Source organism: Thalassococcus arenae, from assembly GCF_019104745.1.
GTDB classification, from domain to species: domain Bacteria; phylum Pseudomonadota; class Alphaproteobacteria; order Rhodobacterales; family Rhodobacteraceae; genus Thalassococcus_B; species Thalassococcus_B arenae.
In genome coordinates this window covers 1,877,896-1,904,474 of the sequence record NZ_JAHRWL010000001.1, presented here as the reverse complement: position 1 = coordinate 1,904,474, position 26,579 = coordinate 1,877,896, and the positions used below count along the sequence as shown (strand labels likewise).

Genomic DNA, 26,579 nt, shown 5'->3' with positions numbered 1-26,579 from the left:
TCAGGGAATGCGCAGCACTGCGCCGCCTTCGTGCAAGCGCAGATGCAAACCGCCGGGCAAGTCCGTTCGCGCCGTCACGCGCCCAAGAACCGCATCCGCGCAATCCGGCGCGGCGCACCGTGCGACGCCCCGCCCGCGCACTTGCTGCATCCGATAGCCAAGCGCATCGCGGGTCTGGACGAAAGCGCGCCGTGCCGACGCCAGCTTCATCGGGTCGCCATCCACAAGGACCGGGCCACGGACGCCTTCGAGCAGGGTCGACAAGGCACGGGTTTCGCCCTGCCATGCCCGGTAGCTGGCGAATTGCGTGGCGGTTTGCAGCATGTAGCTGGCGGCGACCAGGATGACCGCGTTGCGCACCAGTCGGCCCGCAAGGCCCGGCCCATCACCAAGCATCTGCGCTGCGCGCACCGCGATCAGCCCGTAGAAGACCCAGGCGAAGATGAAGGCGCGCGGCGGCACCTCGACCCCGAGCTTGAGGACCTGCGCGACGACCAGCGCCAGCCCGGTCGCAAGACCGGCGTGGAGGTATAGCGCCTCGAGCGGCGCGCGGCGCAGAAGGACGGCCGTCGAGACCGCCAGCAGGCCAAGGTGAAACCAGATCGCCGGGACGAATTCGAAACTGGTGCGGTGCAGGAATGCAGACAGGCTCTCGGCGACCAGCGGCAGGTTGGCACGCAGATCGGACAGGCTGTCCGCCGGATTTGCCTGGCGCCAATCGGCCAGCGGCACACCGAAGACACCGTGAACCTGCCAGTTGATCGCATAGGTGGTCAGAACCGCTGCGGCGAAACTGGCCACGAACAGCAGCCACAGCCCCGCCAGATCGGCCAGCGACCGCCGCCGGGTGCGTACCAGGCAGATGGCCAGCAACAGCACCGGAAACGTCGTGTAGGCCATGAAGGTCAGGATGACGAAAAGCGGCAACAGGGCACGGTGCGCGACGACGCTCAGCCGGTTGGCCAGCACCGCGTAGAGCGCGACCAGCGCCATGCCGGGCAGCAGCGTGTTGAACCACAGCGCGATCAGGCTGGCCGGTGGCGCGACCAGAACGAAACCCACAAGCAGCGCGCCGAAAAATCCCACAGCGGACCGGCCGAGCGCCGCCACTGCCAGCGACGCCGCGAAACAGGCCCAGAGCGCCTGGTAGACGGCGAAGTTGAGCCAGGCCGGGGTGACGATCTCGCGCAGGTGCCACAGGTAGTTGACCCAGCGGCCTTCATGCAGCGTCTTGTCCCAGAACCCCGCCGGATCGGCGAAATAGGCCGGGTAGTCGTCGTGGCGGATGAACGGATCGACCAGGTTGGGCAACGACATCAGCAGGACGGCCAAAAGCGCCAGCAGAAACAGCGCCCCCGTGCCGGATGCGGCGCGCGCATCCGCCTCGGTCCGCAGGATGCCCGGATCGGTCTGCGCCAGTGTCACGCGGCAAGACCCGACCGGGCGCGTGCCTGCGCGGCGATCAGCGCGGCGCGGGTCTGTGCGATGCGGGTGACGGTGCCCTGCGGCAGGACCGACACCACCGCGCGGCGCAGGCGCCAGGGCCAGTTGCCGCCATTCGCAACCGCCTGCCCTTCGGGCACCGCGTGACGCAGGATGGCAACGGGCAAGCCTGCGCGGCCGGCTTCGTTGACGTAGAGCACCGCGTTATAGCGATACCAAGGCTCGACATCGCCATTGTCGCTCAGGGCCGGGCGGATGCAGTCATAGGCGCGGTAGCCGCGTGCGGCAAACAGGCCCTGCCAGAAGGACAGCGGCTGTTCGTTGACGTGAAATTCGCCGCCCTGCCCGGTGACCGCGGCCGAGAAAAGCACGCGGTCCGACGCCCGCGTCAGACTGTCGACGAGCGCGTCGGACGCCTCGGTCGGCAGGTGTTCGCCTACCTCGAGACTTTGCGCCAGGTCGAAGCGGCGTCCGGTGTCGACAGGCCGGGTCAGATCGGCGGCGAGGAAATCGTCCGAGGAGATGGCCAGGCGGGATCGGTCGACATAGTCGCCGTCCACGCCCAGCACATCCGCCACCCCGGCCTTGCTCCATTCGTCCAGCCACACGCCGCGCCCGCTGCCCAGGTCGAGCACGCTGGCCGCGTCCAGATGCGGCTGGAGCAGATCGATGAACGCGCGGGCCGAGCGACGCGCGCCTTCGTCGATGTAGTCGAAAAAGGTGTTGTTGTAGACATGGGTCATGACAAACCGTCCATCCGTTCGATCGGAGATGCGAAGACCCAGAGGGTCATGATGACGAAATTCTGTACCGGAAGGATTCCCGTCACGGCGGCGGCGGCCATCCAGTCGGCCAGACCGATCGCCGGACCGATGCCGCTGGTCACCAGCAGCGAAGTGGCAAAGCCCAGTCCGACCATGACGCCAAACCGCAGCATCTGCGCGCCGTCCCGCAGCCGGCGGCCAAAGGTAAAGGCGCCTTGCCCGGCATATTGCAGTGCGATGGCCAGCCCGAATGCCAGCCCGTTGGCCCAGGGCCGGCCCAGACCCGCACCCAGAAACAGCACGTACAGCGCGACATAGGCCAGCGCGACGGCGACGCCGACCAGCGCGAAACGCCCGATCTTACCACCCCTCACACTCATGCGCGTTTGACCAGGGCGACCGGCGGGGCAGGCTCGAGTTCGTCGGCGACGAAATAAAGCGGGCGATTCTTGGCCTCGACATAGAGCCGGCCGATATATTCGCCGAGGATACCCAGCGTCAGCAGTTGCACACCCGAAAACGCGCTGATGGCCATCACCACCGATGCCCAGCCCGGCGCGGTCTGATACAGGATCAGCGACCGGATCACGTACACCATCATAAGCGCCGCCACCGCGAGGCTGGCAAAAGACAGCCGCGTCGCCAGTTTCAAGGGCTTGGTGGAAAACGCGGTCATCGCATCGACGGCAAACCGCACCATCTTGCGCAGCGGATACTTGGTTTCGCCCAGTTCGCGCGGCGCCCGGACATACTCGATGCCAATCTGGCTGAAACCGGCCCAGGCGAACATGCCGCGGATGAATCGCGCCTTTTCCGGCATCGCCAGCACCGCATCCAGCGTGCGGCGGTTGACCAGCCGGAAATCGCCGGTGTCGCGCGGGATCGGCACGTCGGACATCATGTTCAGCAGCCGGTAGAAGGCGAATGCCGTGGCGCGCTTGAACAGCGTCTCTCCCTGCCGTTCGATCCGGCGGCCATAAACCACGTCATGGCCGCGATCCATCATCGCCATCATGTCGGCCAGCAGTTCGGGCGGGTCCTGCAGATCGGCGTCCAGCATGAAAATGCGTTCGCCCTGCGCCGCCTCGAGCCCGGCGGTCAGCGCAACCTGGTGGCCGCGGTTCGATGACAGGCGCAATCCGCGCAACTGCGCACACGTCGCCTGCGCGGCCCCGATCGCCGCCCACGTGCCGTCGGTCGAGCCGTCATCGACCAGGATGATCTCGGCCCGGTCCTTCCACGGCGCGACAGCGGCGGCCAGACGCGCGACGAGGCCGGGGATCGACGCCTCTTCGTTCATACAGGGCACGACAACGGACAAGTGCATGGCGCGGGCTCGCATTCTGGGTCAGCAACCGAACGCTAGCCCGGGTTTGTGGCCCAAATTGGACACCGATTGGACATCAGTTTGAAACGCGTTGTTGATGAACGCGAAACACGGCTCTTTGTCTCAGCCCAATCGGTGGGGCCCGTGTTTCAGGATCACCGGCACGATCAGGTCTTCCTCGTCCTCGAGATGCCGACCGATCAGGCGTTCCAGCGTTTGCAGTTCGGATCGCAACCGGCCGACCTGATCCGTGGCCGAAAGCGCGGCGTTGGCACGGCGCGTGAAACGGTCGAGCAGCCCGTCCAGCGCCTGATGGTCGCCGTCCAGCAGATCGAAGCCGCGCGCCAGCCGCGGCTCCAGTCGCGTCAGGACGGGAAAGTAATGGTGGTCCTCGATCTGGTGGTGGCCATGCAACTGCTGCACCAGCATCCCGCCCAACCGCGACAACCGAACGCGATGCGTCTGCGGATCGAGACCGGCGTCGAGAACCTGTTCGGCATCCGAGCGCAGCGCATCCAGCAATTGACGGAACATCAAATGGCGGTCCAGCCAGAACGCCACCAGCCCGGCGAAATGCGGATGGCCGTCCCAGCCAGCACGCGGGAAATCGGCCAGCAACACGCGCAATGCGTCCGGCAAGCCGTCACGTTCGGCCAGGGTCGTCTTGGTCATCGACATGCTCCGGCGCGCAAGATGCGCCGGAATCCGGATCTGTCAATCAACGCAGGACGTGAACTGCACAGCGGGCATGGCGCACGACCTGCGTCGCCGTCGATCCCAGCAGCATGTCCTGCATGCCCGGCCGGTGCGACGCGATGACGATCAGATCGACCTTGTGCTCGTCCGCCCAGTCCAGGATCGTCCGCCCCGAATGACCGTCGACCACGACACCCTGTGCATTGTCGAGCGTCGCCGCCATCGCATCCAGTTCCTCGACGATCGCGGTCCGCGACTGGGTGATGTAGTCCTTGGGCATGTAGCTGATCGCGTAGCCCGGGATCTGCTCCATCACGTGCAGAAGGGTGATCTTGGCATCGTCCGAAGCCAACAGCTTGGCCGCGGCCATCGCGGTCTTGGCCTTGGTTTCGTCCGTGTCGAATGCGATTGGCACCAGAATATTGCGGTACATGGCTGTCACCTCCTTGGATGCTGCCGAACTGTATCGCAATGCAGCGTCATCACATTGACGCAGGTCAGGTAATCGCCATCAATCGAAGGCCGCGGCGACGTCGTACATTACCGGCTCGAAGGTCCGGCACAGCGTGTTGATCCGCCGGTTGCGCTGGCGCATCTCGTCGCTGCGCAGCATGGCCTGGAAATCCTCGCGCCTTTGCCACTGGGAATAATTGGCGATGCGGGTCTGGGCGTCGTTGACATGCAGACCGGCCGCGACGAAGCCCTGTTGTTTCGAGATGAAGGACGCATAGGCATCCTGCAACTCGTCCAGAAGGTCCTGGCACGTGCCGGGCGAGGTCTCGAACGTTGTGATGACGGTCTGGACCGGGCTGGGATAGGTGATATTGGGCATGGGTTCTCCGTTTTGATCCGATCATGCCACGACCGCCGTGCCCTGCAAAGCGGGTCCGCACTGCAACGCCGGCGGGTCCAGCACCGGCAGACGGCTTGACAGACAGGGGTGGCGGGGGCGACAGACGGGCAAGCAGCAAGAAAAACCGCGGGCCCGGACACGGGCGACGCAGGCGGCACAACCGGACCGAGGCAGGCATGAGCAGCAGTCGACGAATCGAAGAGACCCTGCGCGAGGAAATCATCTCGCGCCCAGACATGATCCTCGACGACCCCGACCTGATGCATGCGCTGATCGCCGGCAACGAACGCAGCATGGGCGGCAACATCGTCGACCTGCGTGGCATAGCCATGGAACGGCTCGAGGCACGGCTGGACCGGCTGGAAGACACGCATCGATCCGTCATCGCCGCGGCCTATGAGAATCTTGCCGGCACGAACCAGGTGCACCGAGCCGTGCTGCGGATGCTCGACCCGCTGGATTTCGAGGTCTTCCTGCGCGACCTGGGCACCGAGGTTGCGCAGATCCTGCGCGTGGACGCGATGCGCCTCGTGCTGGAAAGCCCCGAGCAGGAAGACGATCCGAACCTCAAGAAGCTGGGCGATGTGCTGGCCGTGGCTCCTCCGGGCTTCATCGCCGACTATCTCGCCGATGGCCGCGATTCGCCGTTGCGGCAGGTCACCCTGCGCCAGTTGCAGGCGGGCAACGCGACGATCTACGGCGCCTGTGGTGCCGACATCCGGTCCGAAGCCTGCCTGAAGCTTGATTTCGGTCCTGGCCGTCTGCCCGGTCTGCTGGTCATGGGATCGGAAGACCCGCACATGTTCACCCCGCCACAGGGCACAGACCTTCTGGCCTTTTTCGCCGGCGTCTTCGAACGGACGATGCGCCGCTGGCTGTCGTGAGCCTTGCGATCTCGCCCGCGGCGCGCGACGCGCTGGAAAACTGGCTTGCACAGGCGCGCGCGCTTGGGGGTGCCGCCGACAACACCCTGACGGCCTATCGCACCGACGTGGTGGATTTCATCGCTTTCCTGACGGCGCATCACGCCGAACCGCAGGGGCTGGCGCCGCTGGCGCGGGTCGGGACGCCCGACATGCGCGCCTGGATGGCCCAATTGCGCGGTCAGGGGGTCAGCCCGCGTTCGGTGGCGCGCAAACTGTCCGCAGTGAAAAGCTTCTACCGCTGGCTGGCTGAGCGCGAGGGCTTCGAGCCGACCGCGGTCCTGTCCATGCGCGCGCCGAAATTCCAGAAGAAACTGCCGCGGCCGCTGTCCGAAGACGCCGCGCGCGAAATCATCGGCGTGGTCGAGGCGCAGGCCGCCGACGGCTGGATCGGCGCACGGGATGCCGCGGTGGTGACGCTGCTTTACGGGTGCGGTCTGCGGATTTCCGAAGCGCTCGGCCTGACCGGTGGCGATCTGCCCCTGGGCGAAACGCTGCGGATCACCGGGAAGGGCGGCAAGGAACGCATCGTGCCGGTGCTGCCCGTCGCGCGATCGGCGATCGACGTGTACCTGCGCCTCTGCCCCTTCCCGCCCGAACCCCAAGCGCCGCTGTTCCGCGGCGCGCGCGGTGGCGCGCTGAACCCGCGGATGATCCAGAAAGTCACCGAAAAGGCGCGCTTGCAGCTGGGCCTTCCGGCCACCGCCACGCCGCACGCGCTGCGCCACAGCTTTGCCACCCATTTGCTGGCGGCAGGCGGCGACCTGCGTGCGATACAAGAGCTTTTGGGCCATGCGTCCCTGTCGACGACGCAGGCCTACACCGCGGTCGACCAGGTCCACCTGATGCGGGTCTACGAAGCAACGCACCCCAAGGCCGGTTGACGCTTTCACCCGACCTCTGCTTTGCTGGGCGCAACCGAAAGGAAACCCCATGAAACTGCTCAAGGCCGGACCTTCTCCGTTTGTCCGCAAGGTATTGGTGACGCTGCACGAGACCGGCCAGTTCGACCAGGTCGAGATGGTCGACGTGACGGCCTCGCCTTTGGCGCCCGATCCGAAACTGACAGCGGCCAATCCCGTCGGAAAGATTCCGGCGCTCATCCGCGAAAACGGACCGACGCTGTATGACAGCCGCGTCATCTGTCGCTATCTCGATCATCGCGCGGGAACGGCTCTCTATCCCGAGAACCGTCTTTGGGACACCCTCACGCTTGAAGCCACGGCGGACGGCATCATGGAAGCCGCGGTGCTGATCGTCTACGAAGAGCGGTTCCGCCCCTCGGAAAAAGTATCGCAGGAATGGATGGACGGCCAATGGGCCAAGGTCAGCCGGGCGCTGGACGCGCTTGAAACGCGCTGGCTGAGCCACCTGCAAGGCCGCTTCGACATGGGGCACATCGCCATCGGCTGCGCTCTCGGCTATCTCGACTTCCGACACGCCGCGCGGGGTTGGCGCACCGGGCGTGACGGCCTTGCGGCGTGGTATGCCGCTTTCGCCGACCGTCCGTCGATGCAGGCAACCGAACCGGCATCGTGACACGGGCAAGGGCTGGCGACGCGGACCACCCGACAGGCGGGCATGGGAGGCGCGTCAGAAATTCAGCGACAGGCCGACATTGACCGCGTTGGTGACGATGTCGGTGCTCAGCGATCCGCCGCCATCGAGATCGGCATCGTTTCTCGAATAGGTGAACTGGTATTCGCCGAATATCGAAAACCGGTCGTTGATCGGATAGCTGACACCGGCCATCAGGCGCGCGGCCGGTCCGGTCAACTGGAATTCGTAGGTTTCCGAACCGGTTGCCGGGTAATCGACATCGACATGGGGTATCGCCGCCCCGAGGCCGCCGCCGACATAAGGCGTTGCCCGGCCCCATTGCTCGGGCCAGCGCCGCAAGACGTTGACTGTGATGATGTTCAGACCGTCGGTGAATTCGAGATCGGAAAACCCGAGCCCGTCCTTTTCGTCGTCGGGCGCATAGACCTTGGCATGGGTGAATTCCAGCCCGAAGCCAAGCGTTTCGGTCCGCCACCAGGTGCCGCGCAGGCCGTAATAGGGCGGCATCTCGAACGACCGGCCTTCCCAACCGATCAGGGCATCGTAGCTGCCGCCGCCGGGGTAATCGCCCGACACGCGGCTGTGCGGCGCCGTTTGCCAGCCGGTGTAGACCGAAACCTCCATTTCAGCCGCTGCCGGCAGTGCGGCGAGCGGCAGGCAAGCCGCGGCAATCAGAGCGAGAATCGTCGGTTTCATGTCGTGAATCGTATCAGTTTGCCGCTTGTTTCGACAGGGACATAAGTGCGGGTCGGTTTCGCTGCAACCGCGACACAACCGCGCCCTTTCGGTAAAGGTGTATTTGGATGCTGGACGGTAGGCGGGGACCCCGCTATTTAGCCCCATCAATAGGCCGCCGCGATGCGGCCTTTGCACGTATTCCGGCCGGAAACTGGCCCAGAACAAGGGAGTAGCCCCGTGTCACATGCAGACGATCAACAGGGCACGCGTAGGGATTTTCTCTACTATGCCACGGCAGGCGCCGGAGCCGTCGCCACCGGTGCGGCGGTCTGGCCGCTGGTCGACCAGATGAACCCGTCCGCGGACGTGTTGGCGCTTTCGACCATTCGCGTCGACGTGTCGGGTATCGAGGAAGGCACCCAACTGACGGTGAAATGGCTGGGCAAGCCGATCTTCATCCGCCGCCGCACAACGGCCGAGATCGAGGAAGCGCGCGCCGTGGATGTCGCCGAACTGGCCATCGACCCGATGTCGCGCAACGCCAACCAGCCGGGCACCGATGCCGCCGATGAAAACCGCTCGCTGGCGGATTTCGAAGGCAACAACACCGGCGAATGGCTGGTGATGCAGGGCGTCTGCACGCATCTCGGCTGCGTCCCGCTGGGCGACGGCGCGGGCGAATACAACGGCTGGTTCTGCCCCTGCCACGGCTCGCATTACGACACGTCGGGCCGCATCCGCAAAGGCCCCGCCCCGGAAAACCTGCCGGTCCCCCCGGCGGCATTCGTCGACGAAACAACGATCCTGCTGGGATAAGGAGCTGAGAGATGGCTGGTATTCCGCACGACCATTACGAACCCAAGACAGGTGGCGAAAAGTGGCTGCATTCGCGGCTGCCGATCGTCGGCCTGCTGTATGACACGATCATGATCCCCACGCCCAAGAACCTGAACTGGATGTGGATCTGGGGGATCGTCCTGACCTTCTGCCTGGCGCTGCAGATCATCACCGGGATCGTCCTGGTGATGCACTACACGCCGCATGTCGATTACGCCTTCGCGTCGATCGAACACATCATGCGCAACGTGAACGGCGGCGCGATGCTGCGCTACCTGCACATGAACGGTGCCTCGCTGTTCTTCATCGCGGTCTACGCGCACATCTTCCGTGGTCTCTACTACGGCTCGTACAAGGCCCCGCGCGAGATCACGTGGATCATCGGCATGCTGATCTACCTGCTGATGATGGGCACGGCCTTCATGGGCTACGTGCTGCCCTGGGGACAGATGTCGTTCTGGGGTGCCACCGTCATCACCGGCCTGTTCGGCGCGATCCCGTTCATCGGCGAGCCGATCCAGACCTGGCTGCTGGGCGGGCCGGCCGTGGACAACGCCACGCTGAACCGCTTCTTCTCGCTGCACTACCTGTTCCCGTTCATCATCGCGGGCCTGGTCGCAGTGCATATCTGGGCCTTCCACACCACCGGCAACAACAACCCCACGGGCGTTGAAGTGCGCCGGACCTCCAAGGCCGATGCCGAAAAGGACACGGTTCCGTTCTGGCCCTATTTCGTCATCAAGGACCTGTTCGCCCTTGCGGTGATCCTGGCGGTGTTCTTCGCCATCGTCGGCTTCATGCCGAACTACCTTGGCCACCCCGACAACTACATCGAAGCGAACCCGCTGGTGACGCCCGCGCATATCGTGCCGGAATGGTATTTCCTGCCCTTCTACGCGATCCTGCGCGCCTTCACCGCCGATGTCTGGATCGTGCAGATCGCGTCCTTCGTGACCGGCGGCATCATCGACGCCAAGTTCTTCGGCGTGCTGGCGATGTTCGGTGCGATCGCGGTCATGGCGCTGGCGCCCTGGCTCGATACCTCGTCGGTTCGTTCGGGCCGCTATCGCCCGATGTTCAAGTGGTGGTTCTGGCTGCTGGTCATCGACTTCTTCGTGCTGATGTGGCTGGGCGCCATGCCGGCAGAAGAGCCTTATGCGACCTTCTCGCTGATCGCCTCGGCCTACTGGTTCGCCTATTTCCTGGTGATCCTGCCGCTGCTGGGCGTGATCGAGAAACCGCTGCCGCAGCCCGCGACGATCGAGGAAGATTTCGACGCGCATTACCCCGCCAAGGGTGAGGCCGGTGCCGCCGCACCGACCCCGGCCGAATAAGAAAGGATCACTGACAATGCTCAAGAACCTGACCCTTTCGGTCGCGGCCATCCTGGCGCTTGGCACCTCGGGTGCCATGGCCGCCGGCGGCGAAGCGCATGTCGAGGACTTCGAGTTCTCGTTCGAAGGCCCGTTCGGCACCTATGACCAGGCGCAGCTTCAGCGCGGCCTGCAGGTCTTTACCGAGGTCTGCTCGGCCTGCCACGGCCTGCAATACGTGCCGATCCGCACCCTGGCCGACGACAGCGGCCCGCACCTGCCCGAAGACCAGGTGCGCGCCTATGCCGAACAGAATTTCCAGGTCTGGGACCCGGAGCTTCTGGACGGCGAGGGCGATTTCCGCCCGGCGCGGCCGACCGACAACTTCCCCAAGGTGACCGGCGCGGGCGCGCCCGACCTGTCGCTGATGGCCAAGGCCCGTGCGGGCTTTCACGGCCCCTATGGCCTGGGCCTGAACCAGCTCTTCAAGGGCATGGGCGGCGCGGAATACATCGCCTCGCTGCTCACCGGCTATACCGGCGAGGAAAAGGAAGAGGCCGGCACGATCCTGTACGAGAACACCGCCTTCCCGGGCGGCTGGATCTCGATGGCACCGCCGCTGTATGGCGATGACGTGGAATATGCCGACGGCCATTCCACCGATCTGCACCACATCTCGGAAGACGTCGCCGCCTTCCTGATGTGGACGGCCGAGCCCAAGATGATGGCGCGCAAGCAGGCCGGTTTCGTCGGTGTGCTGTTCCTGACCGTGCTGTCGGTGCTGCTGTACCTGACCAACAAGCGGATCTGGGCGCCGATCAAGCGCAAGGCCTGATATCGCCGGACAGAACCGAAAAGCCCCGCCATCGCGCGGGGCTTTTTCATTGGCTCACGCCGTTCCCAGATAGGCGCGCAGGGCCGGTGGCGGGTCGGCGAACAACGCCTCGGTCGCCTGTGGCGGGTGCGCCTTTCCATCGGCGATCAGCACCGTTCTGGCGGCAAAGCCCCGCGCATCCTGCGGGTCGTGGGTGATGAGCAAGCTCAGCGCCCCGATTTCGCCCGCGACCTGGGCCACCAGCGCCAGCATCTCGGCCTTGAGCGCCGGGCCGAGCGCGGCAAAGGGTTCGTCCAGCGCCAGGATCGGCCGGGCTTGCAGCAGAACCCGCGCCAGCGCCGCGCGGCTTTGCTGGCCACCCGACAACTGCCCCGGCTTGCGTCCCGCCATGCCCTCGAGCCCCACGCGCGCCAGTGCGGTCTCGATCCCGTGCAGGTCTGTGCCGCGCGGCCTGCGCCCGTCGGGATGCAGCGCCAGTCCCAGGTTGCGCGCCAGGTCGAGATGCGGAAACAGGTTGTTTTCCTGGAACAGCATCGCCACGGGACGGCGGTTCGGCGGATCGCCGGTGATGTCGCGGTCCTGCCAGATCACGCGGCCGCGATCCGGCTGGCGGAAACCCGCGATCAGGTCCATCAGCGTCGACTTGCCCGCGCCGGACGGCCCGATGATCGCCACCCGTTCGCCGGGCGCCAGCGCGAAATCCGCCGTCAGGTGGAAATCCCCTTCGGTGTAGTGGACACCGTCAAGCCTCAGCACCGACGCGCCCTCCCCTGTCGAAGGCCCAGAACAGTCCCAGGCTCAGCGCCAGCAGCACCAGCGCCCCACCTGCCGCAGCTTCGGTGCGGTAGGCGCCCATCAGCCGGTAGACATGAAGGGGCAGCGTCTCGCGATCCGGATCGCCGAACAGCGCGATGACCCCCAGATCGCCCATCGACAGCGCCGCCGTCAGCCCGGCGGCAAAGCCCAGCGGGCGGCGCAGGCGCGGCAGAAGCACCAGCCGCAGCCAGGCCAGCGGCGTCAGGCCCAGGCCGGCCGACAGGCGCCCGAAATCGCGCCGCACTGCCTCGGCCTGCGGGGCCAGGATGCGCAGGGCAAAGGGCAGCGCAACCAGCGCGTTGACCAGAGTCGTGACCGGCAGCGCCAGCGCAAAGGGATTGGCGAAGGGCCGCACGATCAGGAACAGCCCGGTGCCGATCACCAGCGGCGATACCGCGATGCCGGCCAGTCCCAGAACCTCGCCCCGCCGTGTGGCCAGCGGCAGTGCCCAGGCCAGGCACAGCGCGGTCGAGGCCAGCGCCACCAGCAGCGAATGCCGCGCCGCCTCCCAGGCGTCGGCGCCCAATTGGCCCAGTCCCGGCACGCCGCGCGCCACCACCATCGCCAGCGGCGTCAACAGGAACGCCGCGACCAGCACGATCCAGGCGGCATCGCCCAGTCGCGCCGCGCGGCCCTGCCCGTCCCATCGGGCGACCTGCCGGTCCAGCCCGGCGCCGAACCCGGTGCCCCGCGCCAGCACCAGCGCCACCAGCCCGGCGGCCATCGCCAATCCCAGCTGGATCACCGCCAGCAGCGCGGCACGGCCCAGATCGAATTCGAACCGCACCGCCTGGTAGATCGCCAATTCCACCGTCGTCGCCCGCGGACCGCCACCCAGCGTCAACGCCACGGCAAAGCTCGACAGGCATATGACGAAGATCACCGCAAAGGCGCTTGGCGCGATGCGCAGCAGCATCGGCCATTCCAGCATGCGGAACAGCGCCCCCGGCGTCAGCCCCAGCGATGCGGCGAGCCGGAACCGTTCGGCCGGGATCGCCAGCCAGCCCTGAAGGATCATCCGCGTCGCCAGCGGCAGGTTGAAGAAGACATGCGCCAGCACCACGCCGTGCAGACCATAGATCGACACTGTCGGCAGTCCGGCGGCGCGCAATGCGCCGTTCAGCAGACCGTTCTGGCCGAAGACCGCGATCAGCCCCAACACCGCGACGATCACCGGCAGGATGAAGGGCGCCCCCAGCAACGCCACCAGCAAGCCCCGCCCGGCAAAGCGGCGCCGCGCCAGCGCCCGGGCGGCCGGGATCGCCAGCGCCACGCTGAACAGCGCCGACAGCAACGCTTGCCAGACCGTGAACCGCAGCGCATCCAGATCGCCGGGGCCAAGCGCGGCCCAGCCCCCCGCACGCGCCAGCACGGCGGCCACGGGGCCCAGCGTGAGCCCCGCAACCGCCAGGGCGGCGATTACTGCGACAGGCCTTGACGCCATGCCTCGATCGCCTGGTCCCGCAGCGCCGCTGCCTCGTCTTCGGAGTAGAACAGCACCGTTTCCGGCAGGTCGAGTTGCCGGAAGCCCTCGGGCCATTTGTCCGCCGACAGCGCCGCCGGGATCGACCAGTTACCGGTGGCGATCATCGACTGGAAGTCTTCGGTCAGGATGAAGGCCAGGAAATCCTCGGCCAGTTCCGGCACGTCGGTGGTCGCTGTCCTAGCCGCCAGTTCGACCATGAAATAGTGCCCTTCGGGAAAGATCGCCGCCTTCTTGGTCAGATCGCCCTCGGCGATGATGTGATAGGCGGGCGAGGTGGTGTAGCTCAGCACCATGTCGGCCTCGCCATCGGTGAACAGCCCATAGCTTTCCGACCAGCCCTTGGTCACGGTCAGCACCTTGGGCGCGAGTTTCGCCCAGGCCTCCTGCGCACGGTCGCCATAGACCGCCTGCACCCACAGCACCAGCGCCAGGCCCGAGATCGAGCTGCGCGGGTCCTGGATCACCAGCTTGAGGTCATCCGGCGCATTCAGCAGGTCGTCGAAGCTGGCGGGCGCCTGCGCCAGCCGTTCGGTGTTGTAGACGAACGCGGTGTGGCCATAGTTGAAGGGCAGGAACGTGTCGTCGGTCCAGGCCACCGGCAGGGTCAGCGGCGACAGGTCCTGTCCGTGCGGCGCGAACAGCCCGCTTTCGCGCGCCTGCTTGGTGACATCGGTGTTCAGCCCGATCACCACGTCCGCCTCGGTGCGTTCGCCTTCCAGCAGGATGCGCGGCAGCAGGTCGCCGGGCTTGAATTGCAGGTCGCAGCCGCAGCGCGCCTCGAACATTTCCTCGATCTTGGGGCCCGGGCCCCATTCCGAGGTGAAGTAGTCCGGCGCGTAGACTGTCAGCACGGTCTCGTCGGCCAGCGCGGCGCTGGCGGCCAGAAATCCCGCTGCAAATGTGAGTGCCTTCAAGGGTCATCTCCTTATCTGCGGCGAGAGGGCAGGAGATGGGCGAATGACCCGTGACCTTCCCTCCGCCGGTGTTAACCGGTTCAGGTTCAACGGGTTTGCATCGCGCATCTCAGCCCGTTTGCCGGGCACCCCGAGGTGAGATGCAAGCTAGGGCGCGGTCCGGTCCGGTTCAAGCGAATTCGCTTGAGACACGGGACGCGCTGGCCTAACTGGTCTGCGACCAAGGGAGAGCGTTCATGAGCCTCAACAGCTTCGGCCATCTGTTCCGCGTGACCACCTGGGGCGAAAGCCACGGGCCGGCCCTGGGTGCGACGGTGGATGGCTGCCCGCCGGGCATCGCCGTCGACGAAGCGATGCTGCAGCACTGGCTGGACCGGCGCAAACCCGGCCAGAACAAGTACACCACCCAGCGGCGCGAACCGGACGCGGTGCGCATCCTGTCGGGCGTGTTCGAAGGCAAGACCACCGGCACCCCGGTGCAACTGATGATCGAGAACACCGACCAGCGGTCCAAGGATTACGGCGATATCGCCGAAAAATTCCGCCCCGGCCATGCCGACATCACCTATTGGCAGAAATATGGCATCCGCGACTATCGCGGCGGCGGGCGATCTTCGGCGCGCGAAACGGCGGCGCGCGTGGCTGCGGGCGGGTTGGCCCGGGCGGCGCTGGCGGCGCTGGTGCCTGGGCTGTCGATTTCGGGCTACATGGTGGCGATGGGTCCGCACGGAATTGACCGGTCGCGCGCCGACGCCGCGGAGATCGAACGCAACCCGTTCTGGTGCCCCGATGCACAGGCTGCCGCGGACTGGGCCGAATACCTGGACGGGCTGCGCAAGTCGGGCGACAGCGTCGGCGCGGTGATCGAGGTGACGGTGCGCGGCGCCCCGGCCGGTCTGGGCGCACCGGTCTATGGCAAGCTCGACACCGACCTGGCGGCGGCGATGATGAGCATCAACGCCGTAAAGGGCGTCGAGATCGGCGACGGCATGGCGGCGGCGGCGCTGACCGGCAGCGAAAACGCCGACGAGATCACGATGGGCCCGGACGGCCCGGTCTACAACTCGAACCACGCCGGGGGCATCCTGGGCGGCATTTCGACAGGCCAGGACATCGTGGTGCGTTTCGCAGTCAAGCCGACCTCGTCGATCCTGACCCCGCGCCGGACGATCACGAGGTCGGGCGAGGATACGACGATCGTCACCAAGGGTCGCCACGACCCCTGTGTCGGCATACGCGCCGTGCCGGTCGGCGAAGCCATGGCCGCCTGCGTCCTGCTCGACCACGTTCTGCTGCATCGCGGACAGATCGGTGCGGCGGGCGGCAGCATCGGGCCCGCGCGATAGGTTCAGAACTCCGACCAGACCTCGCCGCCTGCAGCAAAGCTCGGCTTTCGTGAGATCGGCACCGGCACCACCGGTTCGGTCGGGGCCGGCGATGCGAAAAGCGCGACGGCGTCGGAATGGTCGGGATCGGCCGGCGTCTCACCGGCGAACCGCGCAAGCATCCCGGTCAGTTTTTCGGCTTCGGTGCCCAGCATCTGACTGGCGGTCGTGGTGTCGCGCACCATGCCCGCCGTCTGCTGTGTCGCCTTGTCCAGGTTCGCCACGCCACTGCTGATTTCCTGCAAGCCCGCCGATTGTTCTTTCGCGGCTGCGGCGATCTCGGCGATCAGCCCCGAAACCTCGGTCACGTCGCCGACGATTTCGACCAGGGTCGCGCCCGTCTCCTCGACCAGCTTCTCGCCGTCGCGCACCTGCTGCGACGAGTTGGACACCAGTGTCTTGATCTCGCGCGCCGCATCCGAGGCGCGCTGCGCGAGCGACCGCACTTCCGAAGCGACGACCGAGAACCCCTTGCCGGACTCGCCCGCGCGGGCGGCCTCGACGCCGGCGTTGAGCGCCAGAAGACTGGTCTGAAACGCGATGTCGTCGATGGCACCGATGATCTGCGTGATATGGGCCGAGGATTTCGAGATCGACCCCATCGCATCCAGCGCCTTCTGCATCACCGCACCGCCCTTCTCGGCCCGCTTGCGCCCTGCCTGCACCTGGGCATCGGCCTCCTGCGCGCGTTGCGCCGTGGATTGCACGCTGACCGACAGCTCGGTAAGCGCGGCCACCGATTGTTCTAGCGTCGCGGCCTGGTCGCTGGTGCGGTGCGACATGTCGGTCGCCATGTCGGACAGCCCGCGTGCGCTGTCCTCGACCTGCGCGGCGCTGTCGCGCAGGGCGTCGACCAGCGTCGACAAGCCGTCCGACAAGGCGTTGAAATCGGTGCATAGCCGGACGTAGCCTTCGTCGAGGTCGGACCAGTCCCGCGGGTCGATATGCCCTGTCAGGACACCGTTTCTGAGGTCTTCCATCGCTTCGCCGATACGGGCGAACAACGCGGCGCGCCGTTCGTTCCGGCAGTGTTCCGTTTCCGCCTCGGCATCCGCCGCCGCCAGACGGTCGCGCAAGGCCGCGAGGCTGGCCGCGATCTGCCCCAATTCGTCGGATCGACCGATACCCGAGATGTTGGTTTCGTAGTCGCGCAAGGCCAGCCGATCGACGCTGCGCGCAATGCGGATGATCGGCCTTGAGAGCATCTGCCCGAAAACATAAGCCAGTCCGATCCCGGCCAGCACGGCCGTGGCGAAAACCAGGCTCGAATTGCGTTCCGTGGCCGAAAGCATCGACTGCATGTCGGCCAGGGCGGTGTTCATATGGGCATCGATTTCCGACTTCAGCATCGCCAGCTCCGTGCCATGCCCCAGCAAGCGCTGCACGACATCGCCCTGGATGACGAAAGAGCGTTCATAGGCATCCGCCGCCGCAAGCGCCTGCATGCCGTCGGACAAGGCGGCAAGATCCGCCGACAATGTCTCGAGTTCCTGGAGCGCACGGCTTTCGAAATCGCCCGCGCCGGTGTTGCTTTGGATGGTGGACCCAGCGACGGCGACTGCCGATGAGGCGTCGGTCAGGCGGTCCCGCAAGCCGTCCATCGATCCTTCGGCGCCGATATCGGCAAGCAGGGCCGCGGCCAGAACCTGGTCGATGCTGGCGGCCACCTCGGCCAAGGCGATCCGTTCCCGAATGACCGCAGAGGTGTCGGACACGCCGGCATCCAGCCGGTCCATGGCCCGCAGCAGCAGCGCCCCCGTCACCATCAGAACGCCGATGAACGCCGCCGACAGAACAAAGACCTGCGCCCGGATCGAAAACCGCTTCATGTCGCTGCCTCTTGATTGCATACCGCTACGGAAAGCGGCATAGCGCGCGCGGGTTAACAAACCGCTCGTTCCGGACACGATCCGACAACAGGACAGTTCAGGCTTGCGGTACCCGCGACAACTGAACGGCGAGAATTCCGAAACTGATCACCGCCACGCCGGCCAGATCAAGCGCGCCCAACCGTTCCCCCAGCAAGACCGCTGCGATCGCCACGCCGAAGAACGGGTTGAGAAAATGAAAGGTCGCCGCCTTGATCGCGCCGATCCGGTTGACCAGCAGGAACCAGACCACCGTCGCGGCCAGCCCCGGCACGAGGGTGGTATAGGCGAAGGCCGCGACAAGGGTCCACGACCAGTCGACCACGAACGTCTCGGTCAGCAGGGCCGGCCCCGCCAGCGCGGCGCTGCCCACCAGCATCTGCAAGCCGACCACCATCAGCAGGTTGCCGCCCGACATCGCGTGGCGCAACGCCAGCGTGGCCACCGTCAGCGCGCTGACCCCGACCACGCACAGCACCACGCCCAGACCGTCGACCCCGCCCTGCAGCCGCGCGCCCATGATCAGCGCCACACCTGCAAATCCGGCCACCAACCCGGCCAGGCCCAGCGGCGCCACGCGCTGGCCCAGCAACAGCCAGCCCGACAGCGCCACCAGCAACGGCATGGTCGAGGCGATGATCGCCGCCAGAGACGCCTCGATCGTCTGCATCGCGATGAAATAGAGACCAAGGTAAAGCGCGTTCTGGCAGATACCAAACACCACGGTCGACCGCCACTGCGACCGGGTCAGCCGCCAGCTCTGTCCCAGGGCCAGTGCCAGGCCGATGGCGATCAGCCCCGACAGCAGAAACCGCAGTGACAAGGCCGACATCGGCGGCGCGGCCGCGACGATGATTCGTGCCGACGTAAAGGCCGACGACCACATCAACGCAAAGGCCAGCCCCAGAAAGATCGCGCGCATATCCATGCAGACCGCCTAGGTGGATTTCGTCGGAACGACAAGACGCCGCGTCAATGGCCGCTCAGCGTGTCGCGCTGCAGGGTGCGCCTTTCGGCCAGCGCCAGACGCTCAAGGGCTTCCCGCTCGCCGCCGCCCCGGCGGTGCACATCCGACCAGATCCGCCAGCACGACCGCGCAGACCATGGCAAGGCCGCCTGTGCCATCCAGCGACGCAGCGGCGCGGGCAGCGAGTCGAAACGGGTCAGATCGTTGCCGGGACGGCGATGGCGCGCAAGGCTGGAGCGAACCTGGGACATGGATCAATACGTGATAACATAACAATTCCATTCTGACTCGGCGGAAATCCGGGCGCAAGGGCAACCGTATGTCCAACAGGAAAAAAGCCCCGCCTGACGGATCAGACGGGGCGAGTTCGTGCCCCTGTGCGGTACAGGGCACGGGCGGTTGACTTGTGGTTATCCGGAAATCACGTCTCGCGCATTTCGGCGCGGATCTGCTGGCGCAGCACGTCGATCGGCACCACCTTGCCGTCGCGGCGGAAATGCCAGTAGGTCCAGCCGTTGCAGCTGGGCGCGCCTTCCAATTGCGCGCCGACCTGGTGGATGGATCCCGTCACGTCATTGCCCACCAGCGTGCCATCGGCGCGCACCTTGGCCATCTGGCCGCGTGCATTGACCAGCATCTCGCCGGGGCGCAGCATGCCGCGTTCCACCAGTTGTCCGAAGGGCACGCGCGGCTCGGACCGTCTCGACTGGCTGACCTCCAGCGCGCCCTTGTCGAACGCGCGAACCTTGGCGATGCGTTTGGCCGCGACCTCGCGATAGCCGGCCTCGCGCTCGATCCCGATCCAGTCGCGGCCCAGCATCTTGGCCACCGCCCCGGTCGTGCCGGTGCCGAAGAACGGGTCGAGCACCACATCGCCCGGCCTGGTCGAACCGACCAGCACCCGGTGCAGCAGCCCCTCGGGCTTTTGCGTCGGATGCGCCTTGTCGCCATTGGCGTCCTTCAGCCGCTCGCCGCCGTTGCAGATCGGCAGGACCCAGTCGCTGCGCATCTGGATGCCTTCGTTCAGCGCCTTCAGCGCCTCGTAGTTGAAGGTGTATTTCGCGCCTTCGGATTTCGACGCCCAGATCATCGTCTCGTGCGCGTTGGTGAACCGCTTGCCGCGGAAATTCGGCATCGGGTTCGACTTGCGCCACACCACATCGTTCAGGATCCAGAATCCCGCGTCCTGCAGCGCGGCACCGACCCGAAAGATGTTGTGGTAAGAGCCGATCACCCAGATCGCCCCGTCGGGCTTGAGCAACCGGCGCGCCGCCTTCAACCAGTCTTGGGTGAACGCATCGTAGGCGGCGAAACTGGAAAACTGGTCCCAATGATCGTCGACGGCATCGACGCGGGAATTGTCGGGGCGGTGCAACTCGCCCTTGAGCTGGAGGTTGTAGGGCGGATCCGCAAAGACCAGGTCGACCGATGCCTCGGGAAGACCGTTCATCACCTCGACGCAATCGCCGGACAGGATCGTATTCAGCGGAAGGGCCTTGGCCCCCGACACGTTCGTCATCTTGGTCATCGTCTGCCTCTGTCCCCGGGGTGTTTTCACCCTCGTTGGTTGAGACGAATCTGAGTCAAAGCCGAATCCCGGTCAATTTCTTTTTTGAATCAGTCGGTTACGTTTTTCTCTTGATACAAGATATTGTACACGGGTTTGAACGACCGCCTATGGTGAGGGGTTATCCCCAGATTTTGAAGCGCGGTTTTGTGACTTTTCGTCGGATATCCGGCGTTGGTTTCCCATCCGTAACCCGGGAACTGTGTCGCGATCTCTTTCATGACACGATCCCGCCACGTTTTGGCCACAATTGACGCCGCGGCGATCGATACCGACCGGCTGTCCCCCCTGACGATCGGCGTGGCGGGCATGGCAAGGCGCGGCAAACGGTTGCCGTCGACCAGCACGTGATCGGGAACGCGCGGCAGCCCGTCGATCGCGCGTTGCATGGCCAGCAGGCTGGCTTGCAGGATGTTGATCGCGTCGATCTCCTCGACGCTGGCCTGTGCGACGGACACCGTCGCGCAATCCTGCAGCGCCACGGCCAGCGTGTCGCGGCGTGCCGCGCTCAGTGTCTTGGAATCGTTCAGGCCATCGGGGATGCGCGCGGGGTCCAGCAGCACCGCCGCGGCCACAACCGGCCCGGCCAGCGGACCGCGGCCCACCTCGTCGACCCCGGCGACCAGCTTGCCGGCCTGCCAGAACGGTGTCTCGAATGTCGTGTCGGGCCCGGCCATGACGCCTAGAAAGCGCAACGCCCGGTCCGGCACAAGTCCTCAGACAGGGCTGAACAGCCGCGGCCGCAGGATCTGGATGCACAGCGCGCCCGCCCCCGCCAGCACAAGCGCCACCATCGCCAGCCAGCCCACGAACGGCACCAGCCCGACCAGCCCGGCCGCCAATGCGCCCACACCCGCCGCCAGCGCCCGGTCGCCGGTGCTGGCGGGATCATGCCGCCCCGAAGCCGACAGGATACCGACACCAAGCGCATAGGCGCCGATGACATAGCCGGCAAAGCCGGCGGCCAGCGCGAGAAAGATCGCGGCGGGCAGCAGGAGAAGCCCGATCAGGGTCAGTCCCAGAACGATCCCCGACCCGACCAGGGCCGACACGGTCACGAAGCCGGTCGCCAGGCTGCGGCCCGGAGCATCCAGCACCGTCCGGCGCAACCGCGCCATGGTTTCGGGCGCCAATGCCGCCACGGCGGCCGCCACGACGGTGACGATCAGCACACCCGTCAGGAAGGACAGCACCACGTTGCGCGGCCGCACCGGGTTGTAGCGGGCGTAATCGCGCTCCCAGGCTTCGATCTCGCGGCGGTCGATCCGGTCCGCCGGCGCGACGCTTTCCGGGATCTCCAGCGTGCCCGGATCTTCTTCGAACAGGATCAGTTGGCCGGCAATCGCCGCGCCCGTTCCGAAATCCAGGCTGCGCGCCGTGACGGCCATGTCGCCATCGACGGCCGCGTTCAGCGACACGAATTCACCGGCGGCCACCAGCGATCCGGCAACCGGCGCGTCTATGGTGATTTCCGAACCGAAGACCCGCAGGTCGCCGGAAACCGGTTCGCGGATGTCGATCTTCTGCCCGGCCAGCGAGGCGTCTCCGGTGACGGGCGCTTCGACGCTCAGGGTCTGGCCCGCCGCATACAGCCCGTCACCGACCGCTGCGCGCAGCGTCAGCCAGCGCCCGGCCATATGCGCCGTGCCGGTGATCGGCGCGGTCACTGAAACGGTCTCTCCGGCCAGGAACACGTCATCGGCATCGGCGACATCCATCATCACGGTCTGTCCGGCACGGAACACGTCGCCACCGAACAGGAACGTCTCGCTGTCTTCGGCCGCCAGCGGCGCCGCCACCAGCGCCAGGCTGGTCATCAGGGGGATCAGTCGCATCGCCCTCTCCCTTTTCATGTTGAAACACGGCAACCCTACCGCATCGCGCCGCATCGGCCGTTGCGGCGGATCAAGTGCGGCGCGATCGCGCCGAAAACTGCCCGAAGTTTGAGCGTCGAAACGCGCAGTGGCACCCGAAAGCACCTTTGTCGACAGTCGTTCCGACGGCTCGGCTCGTGTGACACCGGACTGCCGCCCGGCGCCCTGCCCCGGTCGGCCAGCCGGGCATCACGAAACGAAAACCCGCACATGACAAAGGCGCCCGAAGGCGCCTTTGCACTGCCGTTGTCTGGCAGACTTTTCCAGGCGAAGTCGCCTTACATCATGCCGCCCATGCCGCCCATGTCGGGCATGCCGCCGCCGGCGCCTGCGCCTTCCTTGGCGGGCTTGTCGGCCACCATCGCCTCGGTGGTGATCAGCAGACCGGCAACCGAAGCCGCGTCTTCCAGCGCGGTGCGGACAACCTTGGCCGGGTCGATCACGCCGAACTTGAACATGTCGCCATATTCATCGGTCTGCGCGTTGTAGCCGAACTTGTTGTCGTTGCTTTCGCGGATCTTGCCGGCCACAACCGAACCGTCCACACCGGCGTTTTCGGCGATCTGGCGCAGCGGGGCTTCCAGCGCCTTGCGCACGATGGCGATACCGGCGTTCTGGTCGCTGTTGACACCTTCCAGGCCGGACAGTGCCTTGGCGCCCTGGATCAGGGCGACGCCGCCACCGACAACGATGCCTTCCTGCACGGCGGCGCGGGTGGCGTTCAGCGCGTCGTCGACGCGGTCCTTGCGCTCCTTCACCTCGACCTCGGTCATGCCGCCAACGCGGATGACGGCGACACCGCCAGCCAGCTTGGCCACGCGTTCCTGCAGCTTTTCACGGTCGTAATCGCTGGTGGTTTCTTCGATCTGGGTGCGGATCTGGGCCACGCGGGCTTCGATCTCGGCCTTCTCGCCGGCACCGTCGACGATGGTGGTCTCGTCCTTGGTGATCGAGATCTTCTTGGCCGAACCCAGCATGTCGATGGTGACGTTTTCCAGCTTCATGCCCAGGTCTTCCGAGATCACCTGGCCACCGGTCAGGATCGCGATGTCCTGCAGCATGGCCTTGCGGCGATCACCAAAGCCCGGCGCCTTGACGGCGGCGATCTTCAGGCCGCCACGCAGCTTGTTGACCACCAGGGTGGCCAGCGCTTCGCCTTCGACGTCCTCGGCAATGATCAGCAGCGGCTTCTGCGACTGGATGACCTGCTCGAGCAGCGGAACCATCGGCTGCAGCGACGACAGCTTCTTCTCGTGCAGCAGAACCATGCAGTCTTCGAGCTCGGCCGTCATCTTGTCGGCGTTGGTCACGAAGTAGGGGCTCAGGTAGCCGCGGTCGAACTGCATGCCTTCCACGACGTCGGTCTCGGTCTCGAGGCCCTTGTTCTCTTCGACGGTGATGACACCCTCGTTGCCGACCTTCTGCATCGCATCGGCGATCTGGCGGCCGATCTCGGCCTCGCCGTTGGCCGAAATGGTGCCGACCTGGGCAACCTCGGCGCTGTCGGAAACCGGGCGGGCGGCGTCCTTGATGGCCTGCACGACCTTGGCGGTGGCCAGGTCGATGCCGCGCTTGAGGTCCATCGGGTTCATGCCCGCTGCGACCGACTTCATGCCTTCGCGGATGATGGCGGCGGCCAGGACGGTGGCGGTGGTGGTGCCGTCGCCGGCCTCGTCATTGGTGCGCTGAGCCACTTCCTTGACCATCTGCGCGCCCATGTTCTCGAACTTGTCTTCCAGTTCGATTTCCTTGGCGACAGAGACACCGTCCTTGGTGATGCGCGGCGCGCCGAACGACTTGTCCAGAACCACGTTGCGGCCCTTGGGGCCCAGGGTCACCTTGACCGCATCGGCCAGGATATTGACGCCTTTCAGCATCTTGCCGCGGGCGTCGGTGTTGAATTTCACGTCTTTTGCAGACATCGCTTACTCTCCTTGAAAAGTCTGGTTGGCGATCACGACCGGGATTCAGGCGGCTTTCGCGGCCTTCGCATCGGTGATGATGCCGAGGATGTCGCTTTCCTTCATGATCAGCAGCTCTTCGCCGTCGATCGAAACTTCGGTGCCCGACCACTTGCCGAACAGGATGCGGTCGCCTTCCTTGACGCCCATCTCGATCAGCTCGCCGCTGTCCTTGCGTGCGCCTTCGCCACAAGCGACAACCATGCCTTCTGCCGGCTTTTCCTTGGCGCTGTCGGGAATGATCAGACCGCCCTTGGTCTTCTCGTCGCTTTCGATGCGGCGGACCAGTACGCGGTCATGCAGCGGTTTGAATGCCATCTTTGCAGCTCCTAGCTCAAAGGTTTTCGATCCGGATCCCTCGCTCCCCGAAGGATCGTTAGCACTCACTCCTCACGAGTGCCAACGCGCCGGATGTAAGGAAGCGGCACAGCGCTGTCAACAGTGCGGAAAAGGAAATTTCAGTCGCGAAGAAAGCGACGGCGCGCTTCCGAGGCGATCGCCATCCGCATCTGCAACCGTGCGAGTTCGGCCATCGCCTCGCGCCGGGCGCAGGGGTCGCGCGTGGCGTCGAGGCGGGCCCGCAGCGCGGCGATCTGTTTCTTCACCGCGATCTCCTCGGGCACCACGCCGGCCTGCGCCATGAACCGGAACCCGTCCGCAGCACCGGCCGATACGAACGCGTTGCCGGGCCGGTCGGGCAAAGGCTTGCCCGCGCCTTCCAGCGCATCGAACCGGCCGGCAGGCCGGGCCTTCTGGATCTGCTGTTCGGTGAGCGGTGCAAGCTTTGGCATGACCCCAATATGGGGACTGGATGACGTTACGTAAACATCTTGACGGCCCATCCGGATCGATTCTTTTTCCCGGTCCCGCCCCCTATCGCTACCCGGCTCCGGACGGCTAGGGTCGGCGCGAGGACTCCGAGACGCCAGGATCATGCCGACACCGCCCACCGCCCCCTATGCCGCGCCCAGCCCGCGCGCGCTGAACAACCCGCGCGGCGTGGCGCTGATGACGCTGGGCTTTTTCGCCTTTGCCGCGGGCGACGCAACGGCCAAGCTGCTGACCGACGACCTGCACCCCTTCCAGGTGGTCTGGTTCCGCCAGTCGGGGTTGTTCCTGGGCGTCGTGCTGATGCTGGCGATCCGCGGGCTGCACATCCTGCGCACGCCGCGTCCCGGCCTGCAGATCAGCCGCGGCCTGGTCGCGGCGGGATCGGCCAGCTGCTTCATCTTCGCCATCGGCCATGTGCCGCTGGCCGACGCCACCGCGGTCAGCTTCGTCGCGCCCTTCATCGTCACCGTGCTGGGCGCGCTTCTGCTGCGCGAACCGGTGGGCCTGCGGCGCTGGCTGGCGGTGGCCGTGGGATTCGCCGGCATGCTGATCGTGATCCGGCCGGGCCTCGGCGTCTTTCACCCGGCGATCCTGCTGGTGGTCGTCGCGGCCAGCTTCTTCGCCCTGCGCCAGATCCTCAGCCGCGCGCTGTCGGGCACCGACAGCATCGCCACCATCGTCAGCTACACCGCGCTGACCTCGTTCGCGGCGATCAGCCTGGCCCAACCCCTTGTCTGGCACACCCCGTCGGAACCCCGGATCTGGCTTCTGATCGCCTGCATGACCGGAGCCGCCGCGGCGGGCGAGATCCTGGTCATCCGCGCGCTGGACATCGCCCAGGCGGTGGTGCTGGCGCCGGTGCATTATTCGCTGATCCTGTGGTCCACCTTTTATGGCTTCGTCGTCTTCGCCGACCTGCCAGACGGCTGGACGCTGCTGGGCTGCGCGGTGATCGTGGCCTCGGGGCTCTACACGCTGCACCGCGAACGCCGGGCCGCGCGGCGTCAGTCGTCGGCGGAATAGGCCCAGTCGGCCAGCCCCTTCCGCCCCGCCCGGGTCAGCCCGTAGACGCCCTTTTCCACCTTCTCGAACCAGCCGTAATGGTTGTCGCGCATGATCGTCGTCGCCTTGGGCACGCCGGTCGCGCGGGCCACCAGCGCACCCTTCTCGGCGCCGCTGGTGGCCAGGTAGGCGGCACAGCGCAGCGCATCCTGCCGGTAGCCGGTGACGATGCCGTGCCGGGTGGCGCCGCCATCGTTGGGATCGCCACGCAGCCGGTCGAATTCGCGCAGCAGCCGGTCGGTGTGTTTTTTCGACTTGCGTGGCGCGTAGGGCCCCGGGTCGCAGTGCACCTCGACCCGGCCGCGGTCATCGACGGTGATGAACCCCAGCCCAAGCCGACGGCACAGACCTGTGTTTTCCTGCAAGGCCCGCCGCGCCCGCGCGCCTTTTGGCCGGCGCACGGCGATGTAGACTTTGTCGGTGATTTTCAGCCGCGCCACCGCCTGGTGATACAGCGTCAGGTTCGCCGACAGCTTGAGTTCCACGATCAGCGGCACTTCGTCTCCGCGCCGGGCCACCAGATCGGCGGCGCCGACCTCGCCCTTGACGGTATAGCCCTGCGCCGTCAGATGCGCCTTGATCGGCCCGTAAAGATCGCTTTCCCGCCGCATGCCTGCCC

At 66.1% G+C, this 26,579-nt stretch carries 29 protein-coding genes and 1 riboswitch; of the genes, 8 read left to right on the top strand and 21 right to left on the bottom strand.

The window, feature by feature from the left end; genetic code table 11:
- From KUH32_RS09465 to KUH32_RS09435, 7 genes are all read right to left on the bottom strand, one after another.
- The gene (locus KUH32_RS09465; protein ID WP_217777783.1) at window positions 1–1,425 is read right to left on the bottom strand and encodes a hypothetical protein; all 1,425 of its coding nucleotides are present in this window, start codon (window positions 1,423–1,425) and stop codon (window positions 1–3) included.
- Window positions 1,422–2,186 carry a methyltransferase domain-containing protein gene (locus tag KUH32_RS09460; protein WP_217777782.1) on the bottom strand — a complete coding sequence of 255 codons (765 nt, stop codon included), beginning with the start codon at window positions 2,184–2,186 and terminating at the stop codon, window positions 1,422–1,424. Before KUH32_RS09460 ends, KUH32_RS09465 begins: the two co-directional genes overlap by 4 nt.
- Complete coding sequence (locus KUH32_RS09455) at window positions 2,183–2,587, bottom strand: GtrA family protein (protein WP_217777781.1); 405 nt, start codon at window positions 2,585–2,587, stop codon at window positions 2,183–2,185. The genes KUH32_RS09460 and KUH32_RS09455 overlap by 4 nt, the downstream gene beginning before the upstream one ends.
- On the bottom strand, window positions 2,584–3,534 hold the full coding sequence (locus KUH32_RS09450) for a glycosyltransferase family 2 protein (RefSeq protein WP_217777780.1): 951 nt from the start codon (window positions 3,532–3,534) through the stop codon (window positions 2,584–2,586). The genes KUH32_RS09455 and KUH32_RS09450 overlap by 4 nt, the downstream gene beginning before the upstream one ends.
- A gap of 123 nt (window positions 3,535–3,657) precedes the next feature.
- Entirely contained in the window at window positions 3,658–4,206 is a 549-nt protein-coding gene (locus KUH32_RS09445) for a hemerythrin domain-containing protein (protein WP_254899013.1), read from the bottom strand.
- Window positions 4,207–4,252: 46 nt separating this feature from the next.
- Window positions 4,253–4,663, bottom strand: a complete 411-nt coding sequence (locus KUH32_RS09440) for a universal stress protein (protein WP_217777778.1) — start codon at window positions 4,661–4,663, stop codon at window positions 4,253–4,255.
- A gap of 78 nt (window positions 4,664–4,741) precedes the next feature.
- Window positions 4,742–5,062 carry an antibiotic biosynthesis monooxygenase family protein gene (locus KUH32_RS09435; RefSeq protein ID WP_217777777.1) on the bottom strand — a complete coding sequence of 107 codons (321 nt, stop codon included), beginning with the start codon at window positions 5,060–5,062 and terminating at the stop codon, window positions 4,742–4,744.
- Between the two features lie 197 nt (window positions 5,063–5,259).
- Between KUH32_RS09435 and KUH32_RS09430 the strand changes: the two genes are divergently transcribed.
- From KUH32_RS09430 to KUH32_RS09420, 3 genes are read left to right on the top strand one after another with little or no spacing between them, the layout of a single operon-like run.
- Window positions 5,260–5,967: a DUF484 family protein gene (locus KUH32_RS09430; protein WP_217777776.1), complete on the top strand. Its 708-nt coding sequence runs from the start codon at window positions 5,260–5,262 to the stop codon at window positions 5,965–5,967.
- Window positions 5,964–6,890, top strand: a complete 927-nt coding sequence (locus tag KUH32_RS09425; protein WP_217777775.1) for a tyrosine recombinase XerC — start codon at window positions 5,964–5,966, stop codon at window positions 6,888–6,890. Before KUH32_RS09430 ends, KUH32_RS09425 begins: the two co-directional genes overlap by 4 nt.
- A 49-nt stretch (window positions 6,891–6,939) precedes the next feature.
- Window positions 6,940–7,545, top strand: coding sequence for a glutathione S-transferase (locus tag KUH32_RS09420; RefSeq protein WP_217777774.1), 606 nt, complete (start codon window positions 6,940–6,942; stop codon window positions 7,543–7,545).
- Between the two features lie 54 nt (window positions 7,546–7,599).
- Here KUH32_RS09420 and KUH32_RS09415 read toward each other — a convergent pair whose 3' ends face one another.
- A complete protein-coding gene (locus KUH32_RS09415; protein ID WP_217777773.1) occupies window positions 7,600–8,262 on the bottom strand; it encodes an outer membrane protein in 663 nt (220 codons plus the stop codon).
- 219 nt (window positions 8,263–8,481) lie between these two features.
- Between KUH32_RS09415 and petA the strand changes: the two genes are divergently transcribed.
- From petA to KUH32_RS09400, 3 genes are read left to right on the top strand one after another with little or no spacing between them, the layout of a single operon-like run.
- A complete protein-coding gene (petA, locus tag KUH32_RS09410) occupies window positions 8,482–9,060 on the top strand; it encodes a ubiquinol-cytochrome c reductase iron-sulfur subunit (protein WP_217777772.1) in 579 nt (192 codons plus the stop codon).
- An 11-nt stretch (window positions 9,061–9,071) separates the two neighbouring features.
- A complete protein-coding gene (petB, locus tag KUH32_RS09405; RefSeq protein ID WP_217777771.1) occupies window positions 9,072–10,415 on the top strand; it encodes a cytochrome b in 1,344 nt (447 codons plus the stop codon).
- A gap of 16 nt (window positions 10,416–10,431) precedes the next feature.
- Window positions 10,432–11,229 (top strand): cytochrome c1, encoded by a 798-nt coding sequence (locus KUH32_RS09400; protein WP_217777770.1) that lies wholly within the window; start codon window positions 10,432–10,434, stop codon window positions 11,227–11,229.
- Window positions 11,230–11,283: 54 nt separating this feature from the next.
- Here the strand turns inward: KUH32_RS09400 and KUH32_RS09395 are convergent, their stop codons facing one another.
- Genes KUH32_RS09395 through KUH32_RS09385 form a run of 3 tightly spaced genes read right to left on the bottom strand, consistent with a single transcriptional unit; the run spans window position 11,284 to window position 14,445 of the window.
- A complete protein-coding gene (locus KUH32_RS09395) occupies window positions 11,284–11,985 on the bottom strand; it encodes a thiamine ABC transporter ATP-binding protein (protein ID WP_217777769.1) in 702 nt (233 codons plus the stop codon).
- Window positions 11,972–13,489 (bottom strand): ABC transporter permease family protein, encoded by a 1,518-nt coding sequence (locus KUH32_RS09390; protein ID WP_217777768.1) that lies wholly within the window; start codon window positions 13,487–13,489, stop codon window positions 11,972–11,974. The genes KUH32_RS09395 and KUH32_RS09390 overlap by 14 nt, the downstream gene beginning before the upstream one ends.
- Window positions 13,465–14,445, bottom strand: coding sequence for a thiamine ABC transporter substrate-binding protein (locus tag KUH32_RS09385; RefSeq protein WP_217777767.1), 981 nt, complete (start codon window positions 14,443–14,445; stop codon window positions 13,465–13,467). Before KUH32_RS09385 ends, KUH32_RS09390 begins: the two co-directional genes overlap by 25 nt.
- A gap of 40 nt (window positions 14,446–14,485) precedes the next feature.
- A riboswitch (TPP riboswitch) is annotated at window positions 14,486–14,588 on the bottom strand.
- Window positions 14,589–14,681: 93 nt separating this feature from the next.
- Between KUH32_RS09385 and aroC the strand changes: the two genes are divergently transcribed.
- On the top strand, window positions 14,682–15,791 hold the full coding sequence (aroC, locus tag KUH32_RS09380; protein WP_217777766.1) for a chorismate synthase: 1,110 nt from the start codon (window positions 14,682–14,684) through the stop codon (window positions 15,789–15,791).
- Between the two features lie 2 nt (window positions 15,792–15,793).
- On the opposite strand, the gene KUH32_RS09375 is transcribed toward aroC, so the two are convergent.
- The 9 genes from KUH32_RS09375 to KUH32_RS09335 form a co-directional block, all read right to left on the bottom strand.
- Window positions 15,794–17,659, bottom strand: coding sequence for a methyl-accepting chemotaxis protein (locus KUH32_RS09375; RefSeq protein WP_217777765.1), 1,866 nt, complete (start codon window positions 17,657–17,659; stop codon window positions 15,794–15,796).
- Window positions 17,660–17,756: 97 nt separating this feature from the next.
- Window positions 17,757–18,626 carry a DMT family transporter gene (locus tag KUH32_RS09370; RefSeq protein WP_217777764.1) on the bottom strand — a complete coding sequence of 290 codons (870 nt, stop codon included), beginning with the start codon at window positions 18,624–18,626 and terminating at the stop codon, window positions 17,757–17,759.
- 44 nt (window positions 18,627–18,670) lie between these two features.
- Window positions 18,671–18,916, bottom strand: a complete 246-nt coding sequence (locus KUH32_RS09365; RefSeq protein ID WP_217777763.1) for a DUF6525 family protein — start codon at window positions 18,914–18,916, stop codon at window positions 18,671–18,673.
- A 170-nt stretch (window positions 18,917–19,086) separates the two neighbouring features.
- Window positions 19,087–20,193 carry a site-specific DNA-methyltransferase gene (locus KUH32_RS09360; protein WP_217777762.1) on the bottom strand — a complete coding sequence of 369 codons (1,107 nt, stop codon included), beginning with the start codon at window positions 20,191–20,193 and terminating at the stop codon, window positions 19,087–19,089.
- Window positions 20,194–20,282: 89 nt separating this feature from the next.
- Complete coding sequence (gene rnhB / locus KUH32_RS09355) at window positions 20,283–20,909, bottom strand: ribonuclease HII (protein ID WP_217777761.1); 627 nt, start codon at window positions 20,907–20,909, stop codon at window positions 20,283–20,285.
- A gap of 39 nt (window positions 20,910–20,948) precedes the next feature.
- Complete coding sequence (locus KUH32_RS09350) at window positions 20,949–22,067, bottom strand: DUF8173 domain-containing protein (RefSeq protein ID WP_254899012.1); 1,119 nt, start codon at window positions 22,065–22,067, stop codon at window positions 20,949–20,951.
- Window positions 22,068–22,384: 317 nt separating this feature from the next.
- A complete protein-coding gene (gene groL, locus KUH32_RS09345; protein WP_217777760.1) occupies window positions 22,385–24,028 on the bottom strand; it encodes a chaperonin GroEL in 1,644 nt (547 codons plus the stop codon).
- A gap of 45 nt (window positions 24,029–24,073) precedes the next feature.
- Complete coding sequence (locus KUH32_RS09340) at window positions 24,074–24,385, bottom strand: co-chaperone GroES (protein ID WP_217777759.1); 312 nt, start codon at window positions 24,383–24,385, stop codon at window positions 24,074–24,076.
- Window positions 24,386–24,525: 140 nt separating this feature from the next.
- Window positions 24,526–24,858 (bottom strand): DnaJ family domain-containing protein, encoded by a 333-nt coding sequence (locus KUH32_RS09335; RefSeq protein ID WP_217777758.1) that lies wholly within the window; start codon window positions 24,856–24,858, stop codon window positions 24,526–24,528.
- A gap of 142 nt (window positions 24,859–25,000) precedes the next feature.
- On the opposite strand from KUH32_RS09335, the gene KUH32_RS09330 reads away from it, so the two are divergent.
- A complete protein-coding gene (locus KUH32_RS09330; protein ID WP_217777757.1) occupies window positions 25,001–25,921 on the top strand; it encodes a DMT family transporter in 921 nt (306 codons plus the stop codon).
- On the opposite strand, the gene KUH32_RS09325 is transcribed toward KUH32_RS09330, so the two are convergent.
- A complete protein-coding gene (locus KUH32_RS09325; RefSeq protein ID WP_217777756.1) occupies window positions 25,903–26,571 on the bottom strand; it encodes a DUF2161 domain-containing phosphodiesterase in 669 nt (222 codons plus the stop codon). The genes KUH32_RS09330 and KUH32_RS09325 overlap by 19 nt on opposite strands.
- Between the last annotated feature and the right edge of the window lie 8 nt (window positions 26,572–26,579).

Excerpts from the sequence above, each read along its gene's own strand:
- KUH32_RS09460 (WP_217777782.1), bottom strand. The coding sequence starts at position 2,186 with ATGACCCATGTCTACAACAACACCTTTTTCGACTACATCGACGAAGGC.
- KUH32_RS09455 (WP_217777781.1), bottom strand. The coding sequence starts at position 2,587 with ATGAGTGTGAGGGGTGGTAAGATCGGGCGTTTCGCGCTGGTCGGCGTC.
- KUH32_RS09450 (WP_217777780.1), bottom strand. The coding sequence starts at position 3,534 with ATGCACTTGTCCGTTGTCGTGCCCTGTATGAACGAAGAGGCGTCGATC.
- KUH32_RS09445 (WP_254899013.1), bottom strand. The coding sequence starts at position 4,206 with ATGACCAAGACGACCCTGGCCGAACGTGACGGCTTGCCGGACGCATTG.
- KUH32_RS09440 (WP_217777778.1), bottom strand. The coding sequence starts at position 4,663 with ATGTACCGCAATATTCTGGTGCCAATCGCATTCGACACGGACGAAACC.
- KUH32_RS09435 (WP_217777777.1), bottom strand. The coding sequence starts at position 5,062 with ATGCCCAATATCACCTATCCCAGCCCGGTCCAGACCGTCATCACAACG.
- KUH32_RS09430 (WP_217777776.1), top strand. The coding sequence starts at position 5,260 with ATGAGCAGCAGTCGACGAATCGAAGAGACCCTGCGCGAGGAAATCATC.
- KUH32_RS09420 (WP_217777774.1), top strand. The coding sequence starts at position 6,940 with ATGAAACTGCTCAAGGCCGGACCTTCTCCGTTTGTCCGCAAGGTATTG.
- KUH32_RS09415 (WP_217777773.1), bottom strand. The coding sequence starts at position 8,262 with ATGAAACCGACGATTCTCGCTCTGATTGCCGCGGCTTGCCTGCCGCTC.
- petB (WP_217777771.1), top strand. The coding sequence starts at position 9,072 with ATGGCTGGTATTCCGCACGACCATTACGAACCCAAGACAGGTGGCGAA.
- KUH32_RS09400 (WP_217777770.1), top strand. The coding sequence starts at position 10,432 with ATGCTCAAGAACCTGACCCTTTCGGTCGCGGCCATCCTGGCGCTTGGC.
- KUH32_RS09390 (WP_217777768.1), bottom strand. The coding sequence starts at position 13,489 with ATGGCGTCAAGGCCTGTCGCAGTAATCGCCGCCCTGGCGGTTGCGGGG.
- aroC (WP_217777766.1), top strand. The coding sequence starts at position 14,682 with ATGAGCCTCAACAGCTTCGGCCATCTGTTCCGCGTGACCACCTGGGGC.
- KUH32_RS09375 (WP_217777765.1), bottom strand. The coding sequence starts at position 17,659 with ATGAAGCGGTTTTCGATCCGGGCGCAGGTCTTTGTTCTGTCGGCGGCG.
- KUH32_RS09370 (WP_217777764.1), bottom strand. The coding sequence starts at position 18,626 with ATGGATATGCGCGCGATCTTTCTGGGGCTGGCCTTTGCGTTGATGTGG.
- KUH32_RS09365 (WP_217777763.1), bottom strand. The coding sequence starts at position 18,916 with ATGTCCCAGGTTCGCTCCAGCCTTGCGCGCCATCGCCGTCCCGGCAAC.
- KUH32_RS09360 (WP_217777762.1), bottom strand. The coding sequence starts at position 20,193 with ATGACCAAGATGACGAACGTGTCGGGGGCCAAGGCCCTTCCGCTGAAT.
- rnhB (WP_217777761.1), bottom strand. The coding sequence starts at position 20,909 with ATGGCCGGGCCCGACACGACATTCGAGACACCGTTCTGGCAGGCCGGC.
- KUH32_RS09350 (WP_254899012.1), bottom strand. The coding sequence starts at position 22,067 with ATGCGACTGATCCCCCTGATGACCAGCCTGGCGCTGGTGGCGGCGCCG.
- groL (WP_217777760.1), bottom strand. The coding sequence starts at position 24,028 with ATGTCTGCAAAAGACGTGAAATTCAACACCGACGCCCGCGGCAAGATG.
- KUH32_RS09340 (WP_217777759.1), bottom strand. The coding sequence starts at position 24,385 with ATGGCATTCAAACCGCTGCATGACCGCGTACTGGTCCGCCGCATCGAA.
- KUH32_RS09335 (WP_217777758.1), bottom strand. The coding sequence starts at position 24,858 with ATGCCAAAGCTTGCACCGCTCACCGAACAGCAGATCCAGAAGGCCCGG.
- KUH32_RS09330 (WP_217777757.1), top strand. The coding sequence starts at position 25,001 with ATGCCGACACCGCCCACCGCCCCCTATGCCGCGCCCAGCCCGCGCGCG.
- KUH32_RS09325 (WP_217777756.1), bottom strand. The coding sequence starts at position 26,571 with ATGCGGCGGGAAAGCGATCTTTACGGGCCGATCAAGGCGCATCTGACG.